At 60.0% G+C, this 9749-nt stretch carries 6 protein-coding genes; 1 reads left to right on the plus strand and 5 read right to left on the minus strand.

All coding sequences use genetic code 11. The features are described from left to right. Positions 1-29 precede the first annotated feature (29 nt). Entirely contained in the window at positions 30-3083 is a 3054-nt protein-coding gene (locus tag NW845_RS11265) for a PAS domain S-box protein (protein WP_414378600.1), read from the minus strand. A 714-nt stretch (positions 3084-3797) separates the two neighbouring features. Here NW845_RS11265 and NW845_RS11270 point away from each other — a divergent pair. Continuing rightward, the gene (locus NW845_RS11270) at positions 3798-4952 is read left to right on the plus strand and encodes an FAD-binding oxidoreductase (protein WP_414371440.1); all 1155 of its coding nucleotides are present in this window, start codon (positions 3798-3800) and stop codon (positions 4950-4952) included. Positions 4953-4983: 31 nt separating this feature from the next. Here the strand turns inward: NW845_RS11270 and NW845_RS11275 are convergent, their stop codons facing one another. The 4 genes from NW845_RS11275 to NW845_RS11290 all read right to left on the minus strand — a co-directional run bounded on the left by NW845_RS11275 (position 4984) and on the right by NW845_RS11290 (position 9506). Further along, positions 4984-6102 carry an NAD(P)/FAD-dependent oxidoreductase gene (locus NW845_RS11275; protein WP_414365455.1) on the minus strand — a complete coding sequence of 373 codons (1119 nt, stop codon included), beginning with the start codon at positions 6100-6102 and terminating at the stop codon, positions 4984-4986. 33 nt (positions 6103-6135) lie between these two features. Beyond that, positions 6136-6288: a photosystem II protein Y gene (locus tag NW845_RS11280; protein ID WP_414365453.1), complete on the minus strand. Its 153-nt coding sequence runs from the start codon at positions 6286-6288 to the stop codon at positions 6136-6138. A 450-nt stretch (positions 6289-6738) separates the two neighbouring features. Further along, a complete protein-coding gene (locus NW845_RS11285; protein ID WP_414371438.1) occupies positions 6739-7755 on the minus strand; it encodes a M14 family metallopeptidase in 1017 nt (338 codons plus the stop codon). A gap of 281 nt (positions 7756-8036) precedes the next feature. Continuing rightward, entirely contained in the window at positions 8037-9506 is a 1470-nt protein-coding gene (locus NW845_RS11290; RefSeq protein ID WP_414378601.1) for a glutamate-cysteine ligase family protein, read from the minus strand. Positions 9507-9749 lie beyond the last annotated feature (243 nt).

Raw genomic sequence — 9749 nt, forward strand, 5'->3', positions numbered from 1 at the left:
GGGAGAGGGGCTGGGGGTGATGGTGTTCCTCAGGGAGAGGGGCTGGGGGTGAGAGCAGAACTGCCCAAATCCGGCAGGCTGACTGCAAACAGGGTGCGGTTCTCGCCGCTTTCCACCCGCAGGATCCCTTGCAGCAGCTCCACCGCCTTTTTCACCAGCGGCAGGCCCAAGCCGGTGCCCCCCTGGTGGGCGTAGTCCAGTTGCGGAATGCGGTGGAACTTCTCGAAAATGCGGGGCAGGTGCTCCGCTGGGATCTCGACGCCGGTGTTGATTACCTGCAAATGGAGACCCGAAGAATCGCCCGCCACTTCCAGGTAAACCTGCTGGCCAGCAGGGGTGTATTTGGCAGCATTGGCCAGCAACTCGCTGAGGATGCGGGTGAGCAGCCCCACATCGGTGCTGAACAGGATGGGTTCAGAGGGAATGCGGGAGACAAAAGTGAGCCGGCGCTCCTGAAAGCGCAGAGCAAAGGGCGGCACCAGCTTTTCCAGCCACTCTCGCACCTCGAAGCGGGCAATCTCCAGACTGCGGCTGCCGGCCTCTAGCCGCTGCAGGTCCAGCAGGTCGTTGACCAAGTCCAGCTCTTTTTGCCACTCCTGTTTGAGGATGTGGAAATAGGGGATCTGCGCCTCGGAAAGACCGCGCACCTCCAACATTTTCAAAGCCATTTTCATGTTGGTCAGAGGCGTGCGCAGCTCGTGGGAGACCATGCTGAGAAACTCTTCTTTGAGCTCGTTGAGCCGCTGCAGTTGCCGGAGCTGGGCCTGGGTTTCTTGGTAGAGGCGGGCCTGGCGAATGGCGATGCTGCACTGGGTGGCCACCTGCTCGGCAAAGTGGATCTCGGCTTCAATAAACCCTTCCTGGGGCAAGCGGACTAACTTGAGAAAGCCCAGCAACGAGCCCGTTTCCACAAACAGGGGGCAGGCGAGGAAGGTGCAGCGCCCCCGCAGCGGGTGATCCGTGCTGAAGTAGAGGGTCTGGCCTTGGCGAAGCTGGCGCAAAAGAACGGGATCCAAGGGCAGGGTAACTTGGCCTATAGGGGGCAGGGATCCCGCCGCTTCGTAGACCAGCGTGTAGGTCTGGGTTTCCGGATGGATGAGGGCCACACCGCAGGCGCCCAGTTGGAAAGCCTGGGTCAGCTCCCGCACCACGGTGGCCAAGATCTCCTGTTCGTCCAGGCTGGAGCGCACCTTGTCGCCAATGAGCCGCAGCATTTGCTCGTACCTTACCCGCTGGGCCAGCTCGGCATTGCGCACCTCCACCTGGTAGCGCAGCTCGGCATTGGCAGCTTGCAGTTGCTCAAACAGCTCCGCCTGTTGCAGCGCCAGCCCCAGTTGATCGGCAATTTGTCGCAAAAAATCCGGCATCCAGGGATCCCATTTTTTGGGGGCGCTGCACTGGTGGGCAATCAACAGCCCCCAGAGGCGGGCCAGCCCGCCGTCTGTGCCGTCAGGGCCAGCCGACTGCAAGATGGGCACCACCAAGTTGGCCCGCACCCCTAAGCTGGCCAGCAGCTCCCGGTGGCAGGGCTGGATGGGGGCAGTGTCGATATCTTCAATGGCGGAAATGCGGCCCTGCTGATAGGCTTGGTGCCACTGGGTTACGAAACAACGATCTTCGATAACCAGGCCCAGCAGGCTCAACTCTGGCCGGCTAACCGATTCCATGGCGATCTCGCCCACCCAATCGGGGAAAAAGCGGTAGATCACCACCCGCTCTACATCCAACAAACGGCGAACTTCCTCTACAGCAAAACTGAGGATGGACTCCACCTGCAACGATTGCCGGATCCCTTGGACGATGTGGCTGAGCAGCCGGGCTTGGTGGAGCTGCAATTGAACCTGCTCCTGGGCCTGCTTGCGCTCGCTGATATCGACAATTGAGACAACGCCGTAAATCTGTTTCTCGGGAGTCTCCGCCACAAAAGACGAGAGATCCACCCACCGGATCTCGCCACTTTTGCGGATGTAGCGTTTTTCCATCCGGTAGCCGCGGCGGCGGCCCGCTTGTATTTCTTCGACATAGATTGCCTCCTGCCGCAGATCCTCAGGATGCGTTATGTCGGCGTAATTCATGCTCAAGAGCTCGGCCTCGGTGTAGCCGGTGAGCTGGCAAAAGCTCTGGTTCACCTTTAGCAAGTGCCCCGCCGCATCCGTGACCGCCATGCCCACCGGGGCTTGCTCGAAGAGACTTTGAAACAGATCTTGCTGATACTGCAGAGAGTGCTGAAGTTGTTGCTGTTGGTTTTGCAACTCTTTCTCCGGGGTCAAATCCTGTACGCTGACGATCATGCCGATTACCTTTCCCTGGGCATCTAGCCAGGGAGCCTCCAAAATCCGCACCGGAAACCGTTCCCCGCTGCGGCGCCTGAAGGTCAGCTCCCATCCCTGCGGGGGCCGCCCCTGGGCAAAGGCAGCGGTGATCTTGCCCATCTCTTCCGGGGGCCAATAGACAAAAGGGGGATCCTTCCCGATGAGCTCCTCCTTGGGCCAGCCCACCATCGTGGCAAAGGTCTCGTTGACGTAGATCTGTCTGCCTTGTGAATTGACGGCGGCAATGCCCAGAGGAATGGCGCGTTCGATGGCAACGCGCAAATTCAGGGTGGTTTGTAGATCTGGTAGATCCAGTTTCTCCGTTGACGGCTCCCTCCAGACCGCTGCTGAAGGCGGCGGGCCTAAGGTTAGCCGCCAGCACAGCTCATCTTGGTTCACCACCCCCAACAGGGATCCCGCTTCGTCCACCACCGGCAAGTGGCGGATCCCGTGGGCCCGCATCAACTCCAACAATGCCAAGGGATCGCGGTAGTTGCCGACGGCCAAGGTCACGACCGGGGTGGTCATCACCTCAGCCAGGGTGGATCCCTGCCAAGAGCGGTCGCTGGCCACCCACCGCAACACGTCCACAGGTGTCAAAATGCCCACCACTCGGCCTGCGTCCACCACCAACGCGTAGGGCCAGGAGCCATTCTTTTGCGCCAGCAGGGAGAGAAGCTCGGCAAGGGAGCTGTCAAGCCCGACCAAGGGCGGCATCCGGCCAAACAACTGTTCCAGGGATCCCGATGGAGAGGGCAAATCTTCCACCATGTCAGAGGACAACTGAACCTTAAAGTTACAGTCAAAAAAAGTTTTAAATAGTATCGCTGCCAGGAGCCTTTAGCCAAAACCAGACAAAATACTCAGAGGTAGTTTTGACTCTAGGTAGCTGATGGTTTTAACCTAACTTTAACCTTATAATTCAGAGTACCATGTCGAGCAAAGAAGTTTTGGATCTTGACATAAATCTTTACATCTATTCACTATTTAAACTTACCATCCAACTAATTTATGTTGGTTTATGGACTGAGACTTCAGGAACAAGTTAAGCTCTTAGCTTGCTATTGAAGGTAATTTTCAGCCCTAGGTTGCGACTCTTACACCTTATCGAGATTTTGCCTTTGTCTAAAAAGGGACAATTATCATCTTGTTACTCTGTTTTTTTCAAGCATCCTCGCGTCATCGGCTTAAGCTTTAATTGGTTTGATTGAAGACAGATTTGACGGATTTTGTTTGAGCGGCTGCCAGCTTGCCTGAGATCGATCTGTGCCGCTGAGGCGATCCCTCCCCAACCCTTCGTTCCCGGGGAAGGGACTTGGGAAGCTGCCTCTATCGCGAGCTTCATCGGCTACCCAGAGGGAGCCGCGGCTATACTGACCAGGGGAGGAGCTTGCCACCTACACTGAAATCAGGCAAGTTGATCCCGATACGTGGGGGTTCAGGTTTTGCTTACCTTTTGGTGCGTTCTAAGCTCAGTTCTTCTCGATGACCTTTTCTCCGCCGCTGACAGATTTTCTCTCCAGCCAGGCTGCTCCTATTCCCATCCAAACTCCCTCGACGGTTCCAGAATTGGTGCAGCTCCTAAAAGAGTGCCGCGGGCAGAAGGTGCTGCCGCTTGGGCAGGGGAGCAAGTGGGGATGGGCTCCTCGCTTGGAGACAGTGGATCTTATCCTCAGTACCCGTGGGCTGTGCCGCTTGATCGACCATGCAGCTGCTGACCTAACGGCGACGGTAGAGGCCGGTATGACCCTGGCGGAGCTACAGGCCATCTTGGCCGAGCGGGGGCAATGGTGGCCGGTGGATCCCCTTTACCCTGACTGGGCCACAGTGGGCGGCATTATCGCCACTGCCGATACGGGCTCGCTGCGCTGGCGTTACGGTAGCATTGGCGACCTAGTGCTGGGCATTACTTGGGTGCGGGCGGACGGGGAGGTGGCCAAAGCGGGCGGGCGGGTGGTCAAGAATGTGGCCGGCTATAACTTGACAAGACTGTTCGCCGGATCCCTGGGCAGCTTGGGGATCCTGACCCAAGTCAGCCTGCGGCTCTATCCCCTGCCGGCGGCCCAGACAACTTTGCTGGCCAGGGGATCCCTAGCGGACGTGGAGGCCCTGGCTCGGCAGGTGCTGAGTGCGCCGGTGAGCCCAGTGGGGATGGATCTCTGGCTGAGGGCAGAAGGGCCACAGCTTTGGCTCAGCTTCCACGGCTCGGGGCGGGCAATTGCCCAGCAAATGGCCCAGGTGCGGCGGCTGGCTGCGGGGGAGTTGGCTTGGCAAGAGGCGGGCCCTGGGGCTTTGTCCATGCCCCCACCCGCTTCAGGAATGGTTCTGGCCAAGTTCGGCTGCTTGCCCAGCCGGAGCCTGGCCATTTTAGAGCAGTTTCAGTCCCTCTTTCCTAAAGCTCAGGTGCAACTGCATCGCGGCTGCGGCCTGGGGCGGGCTTGGATCCCCCAGCCTGAGGTGGGATCCCTGCTACAGTTACAGCGCTACCTCAAGTCGGTAGGCGGGTTTCTCCTGCTGCTGGAGGCACCGGCAGCCCTGAAGACAGCTCTGGCCCACGATTTCGGCCCGACAGCAACCCTGATGCGCAAGCTGAAGCAGCAGTTTGATCCCGCCGCCATCTTCAGCCCCAGCTTGATATAGCTACTCCAAATCACGCCGAAACATGGCGCCGTTAGCGGGCCTGCGCAGGGATCCCCAGCATTGCCAGCAAGGTTTTAGCAGCATCCTGGCCGGAGAGCCAAGCACCTTCTACTCGCTCTCCGGCACACCAATCGCCGGCGCAGACCAACGGCAACCCCCTGCCGGCACTGGCAGGGACGTGGGTGCCCAGGCTGGCCAAACCTATCGTTTCCACGGGAAAAGCGTAGCGCCAGCGATGCACCTGCATCCATTGCGGCGAGGCCAGCCAGGGATCCAGGCGTTTGGCGGCGTGGGCCAGCAGTTCTCGACCAGCTTTTTCCAGCTCGGCGGGGCCAGCATCCAGATATAGCGACGACCACTCCGCCCCCCCGTGAAAGACCACCAGCGGCGGCAAGGGCTGCGGGCGCTTGCTGCTGTCCAGGGCCAGCCAGGCCAGCATCGGATCCTGCAAACACTTGATCCCCTTCCAAGGCGGCAGCGGCGTGCTCTCTGAATAGCCGGCCAAAACGGCAATGCAGGGCTGGTAGGCGGCGGATCCCAGCAGAGATAGCAGGTTGTTGGCAGGAGGAATCCCCTCTTGCAGCAAAGGCAACAACTGGGGAGCCGGGATTGCCATCACCACTGCCGCGGCCTCGTAGCACTGGCCGTTTTCGGCCTGTAATTGCCAGGTGGTTGCCAGCGGCCTGAGGCCAACCACACGCGTTTGGGTGTGGATGGACAAGGAAGTGGCTAGCTGTTTGGCCAGCATCGTCATGCCCTGGGGGCAGATGTAGCGGGGTTTCTCAGCATTGGAGTCCTCTGGGCGCAGCCCCTCTCGATCCAGCAGGTGCAACGAGCGCGTCCATTCCCTCAGCAGCCCCAGGCCCAGCAGCTCCTTCACCCAGCGATAAAAGCTGTCGGAATCGGGGGTCAGATATTGAACCCCGTGATCTACAGGCACTGTTTGTCCGGCATGCTCAACCCGCCGGGTGGCCATGCGCCCACCCAAACCCACCGATTTCTCCAGCACCAAGACCTCCAGCCCCGCCCGCCGCAGTTGCCGTGCACAGGCTAGGCCAGCCACCCCGGCGCCAACGACAACGACGTCCGCCGACTTTCCGCTGCCCAGGCCGGAAGGGGGCATTGCACCCTGGAGATTTTTGTCCGACATACAGAGCCTATCGGCTGCAACCGAATCCCACCTTCAGCTCCCGCCTTTGCCAAAGGGGTTGTTGCCCCTTTCGCCGAAGAGCTTGGCTTCCCCCTTGATGGCAGCCTTGATGATGTTGTAGGCTGCCCAGCCAACCACCAAAACAATAGGTGCCAGGACGATCAGCGGACGGAGATCCATATCCATAGTTTCATCCCCCTCTCGTAAATGGAGTAAATGGAAAAAACAAGAGCTTCCAGGGCTGGCACCTGCTGGGATCCCGAAGAGCGAAGCTTTTTGGGGTTTGGATCCCGCTTTGGGCGCGGCACAACTCCGGAAGAACGGCTATACCCAGAATAACCCCAGGCATACCCTCTCCCGCTAAGCCCTGACGGACTGGGGCAAAGACCTCCGCTCACGCCAGCAGGACAGGATCCCTGGATGATTTCTCAGAGTTGCTGCTTCAACGGACGGGTAACCCAGGATCTTCACACAGCCGGAGAGTGGCTGCTTCGCCGTTCCTAGCCCATTCTGCAGCAAGCCCGGGTTCTGGACAAGAGCTTGCCTTGTTGCCTCTTGCGGGGATGGGCCAATCGAGCTGGGCGAGAAAGTCCGTCATTGCGCCATGTAGACTACGCCCAGAAGTAGCGCGGAAGTTTAGCCAGCTAGAGGGTAGCGCTCCATCAGGTAACAGAGGCAATCTTGGCGGATGATGCGGCTGTTGAGGGTGAGCATGCCCGGCACAAGGGGCACGCGGGTGCGAATTTCGCCATCTTGGGCGTAGAAGAAGCGATCCGCTACATCTTGGCCCTGCTCGTCTTGGACCTCCAGGTGGAAGCCGTTGTTTGTCCAGCCGATGCGGGTGTGGGGAGGGAGCTCCCGAAAGTTGAGGAGATCCAAATCGGGGAGAAAGCGCAGGTGCGGCTGGGATCCCTTGGGCTCTTCCCCCGCTTCCCCAAAGCTGAAGCTCACCTCCTCCGGGATCTTGACGATGGCGACGCTGTGAAATAGATCAATATCCTGTCGCAGGACGGGGCGTTGCGGTAGCGCCGACAGGTGCAGGCAGGCTTCCAGAAATTCGTAGGCATGTTGGGTGCCGTGGGGCTGATCCGGCTTGCCACATTCCAGGGTCACCGCCGGGCAGAAGCGCCCAAAGGCCATACTCTGTACCCCTTCCGGTTTGGTGAAGTAGAGGACGGTGCGCCCAAACAGGGTGGCCAGGTGCAGGGTAGAAGCATCTAAGTAGTTGACACAGGCGTAGTGGGGGTTGGTGCCGGTGTTGTTGTGAATATCGACGCTGGCAAACACGCCCCGCTGCTGCATCTGCTGCAGGACGGCCTGGGCCATGGCGTGTTCGGGGGTGGAGCCGGGGCCCCAGATGCGGTTGTAGTCCGGTTGGCCGTCTAGCCGCCGTTGTCCTTGGCGAGCAGCCCACACATTGCCGATGAAAAGGGACAGGGAACGGGGCAGTTCCCGCTGGACGTAGCGGCGCAGAAGCTGTCGCACCGCCTGCCAACCGGTGACCTCGTTGCCGTGCAGCAGGACGGAAACAAACAGAGGGGGATCCCGTCGTCCCGCCAGATGGATGAGGGTTGGCCCGCCCAATCGGTCGTAGAGTTGATGGGCTTCTAAATCTAGGAGTTGCTCCGGCAGGTGATCGAGAACAGTGAGCATACGGTTTTTTGGACAAGCACCTCAACGCAAACCTTTTGGCTGCTCAAGGGCAGAGGGGATCCGGGAAATAGGCCCTCACCCCCAGCCCCTCTCCCAACGGGAGAGGGGAGATGGAGATTGGGGTAGCGAACTGTCTCATCCTTAGCTGGAGGTAAACAACTGGCTGTCGTGCTTGTGGCTTAGGTCGTCGCCCTGACCTTTGAGAAAGCATCCCTTCCGATGCAGGCATGCCCAAGCGGTGACTTATCCCCCCTGCCGGCAACTATGGGGAGACGGCTTCCCTAGCCGAGATCCCAGGTGTGTACCGGCTGACCTTGCCGCTGCCGTTCCCAGTAGGCACAGGTCAATTGTTGCATATCTTTACCATGCCGAGCCACGTAGCGGCGCTGCCAGGTGGCCCCATTCTGCCCCGACTCGACACGGCCGCGGAGAATGCCCAGGTACTCCTGGATGTCCTGGGGCGCCAAGTCCAGTTGCGCCAAGCCCGCCTCTGCTTGCGGGAGCAGCTCTTGCAACAACAATTGGCGCAGGGATCCCTGCCAACCGTTGAGCCAGGTGATGGGGGCCTCGAGGCCGAAGCGGGCGGCCGTATAAAAATTGGCGCGGCACTGGGCGAAGCTCAGCTCCTGCTCCGGGGGAAGAGGTCGGGATCCCAGAGCTTGCACCAGGCCAAAGTAGAAGGCCGCATTGGCAATCATGTCCGGCAGGGTGGGGCCTGCTGCAGCCACCCGCTGTTCGATGCGCAGGTGGGGAATGGGATCCAAGCCGATGAGGGGGCGGTTCCAGCGCCAGATGGTGCCGTTGTGCAGGCGCAGATGGGCCAGCTCTGAGGGAGCAGCAGCTAGCCTTTGCGGCAACACCACTGGGTAGCGGTGCAGATTTTCCCAAAACAGCTCCATTAGGGATTCCTGGACATAGCCTTGCCCGAAGGTAACGCGAGCTTGGTGGGTGGGGGCGAGGGGGGGTGGGCCATCCAACGCCTGCTCAAACACCGGGATGCGGGTTTCCGCCCACAGGTCGTGCCCAAACAGATAGGGAGAATTGGCTGCCAGGGCTACCAAGGGGGCCGATACGAGCAGGGAAGCGTTGAAGTAGCGGGCTGCCTGGTGGGGCGACACCTGCAGATGGATTTGAAAAGAGGTGGTGGCTGCCTCCAGCATGACGTTTGGGTGGGTGACGCGTAGCCGGGTGGCAGGCCCTGCGATCGCCAGCCCCAGGGGCGGGATCCCTGAGGGTTGCTCGCGCCGGTGCAGGTTTAGGATCTGCTCGTTGAGGGCCAGGTAGCGCTTGCGGGGCGAGATCATCTCCAAAGTGAGCTGCTGCTGCTGCAGCGTGGGCAAAATGCCGATCATCACCAGCCCCGCCTGCAGTTGCTCGGCCACTCGGCAGCAGTGATCCCAGGTCTGCGCCAGCTCTTGCTGCAACTGCCGCAGAGCCGAACCGACCAAGACCTGAGGCCGGCCGTTGATCTCGATGTTGAAGCGGGCCAGTTCCGGCACCACCAGCGAGTTGTTGACGGCCTCCAGGTAGGCTGAGTTGATCGGGGCCGGCTCTCCCTGGGGGGTGACCAGCCACGCTTCCAGCTCAAACCCACCCACCAGGGATCCCTGGGCAAAAGGTCGACAGGCGGGATCCAGCCCCGGCACACCGGCCAGCCAGCGCTCCAGCAAATCCGTTTCTTGCTGCAGCCGAGCTTTGAACTCAGCAAAGTCCTCTGCGCCAAAGCTGAAGGAGGCAATCTCCTGGCCCATCGAGACAACTCCGCGGCTCCCCTGGATGAGAACATCGTAACTACTCTTGTCAGCTAGAAACCGCAGGAGCCCCGCCCTGTACCCGTAGGGTCAGGGTCGGGAGAAATGCGGACGACGGATAATCGTGACATGACCCAAGTCCTGACTATCTCCTGCAAGCTCAAGGTACAGCCTGTTAAGGAATCAAGGGGTACAGTAGCAACACTTAGCAAACCAACTTCGGAAGCAGGATGGATTGATCAG

The organism is Synechococcus sp. H60.2 (genome assembly GCF_047462315.1).
Classification (GTDB): Bacteria; Cyanobacteriota; Cyanobacteriia; order Thermostichales; family Thermostichaceae; genus Thermostichus.

Excerpts from the sequence above, each read along its gene's own strand:
- NW845_RS11265 (WP_414378600.1), bottom strand. The coding sequence starts at position 3,083 with ATGGTGGAAGATTTGCCCTCTCCATCGGGATCCCTGGAACAGTTGTTT.
- NW845_RS11270 (WP_414371440.1), top strand. The coding sequence starts at position 3,798 with ATGACCTTTTCTCCGCCGCTGACAGATTTTCTCTCCAGCCAGGCTGCT.
- NW845_RS11275 (WP_414365455.1), bottom strand. The coding sequence starts at position 6,102 with ATGTCGGACAAAAATCTCCAGGGTGCAATGCCCCCTTCCGGCCTGGGC.
- NW845_RS11280 (WP_414365453.1), bottom strand. The coding sequence starts at position 6,288 with ATGGATATGGATCTCCGTCCGCTGATCGTCCTGGCACCTATTGTTTTG.
- NW845_RS11285 (WP_414371438.1), bottom strand. The coding sequence starts at position 7,755 with ATGCTCACTGTTCTCGATCACCTGCCGGAGCAACTCCTAGATTTAGAA.
- NW845_RS11290 (WP_414378601.1), bottom strand. The coding sequence starts at position 9,506 with ATGGGCCAGGAGATTGCCTCCTTCAGCTTTGGCGCAGAGGACTTTGCT.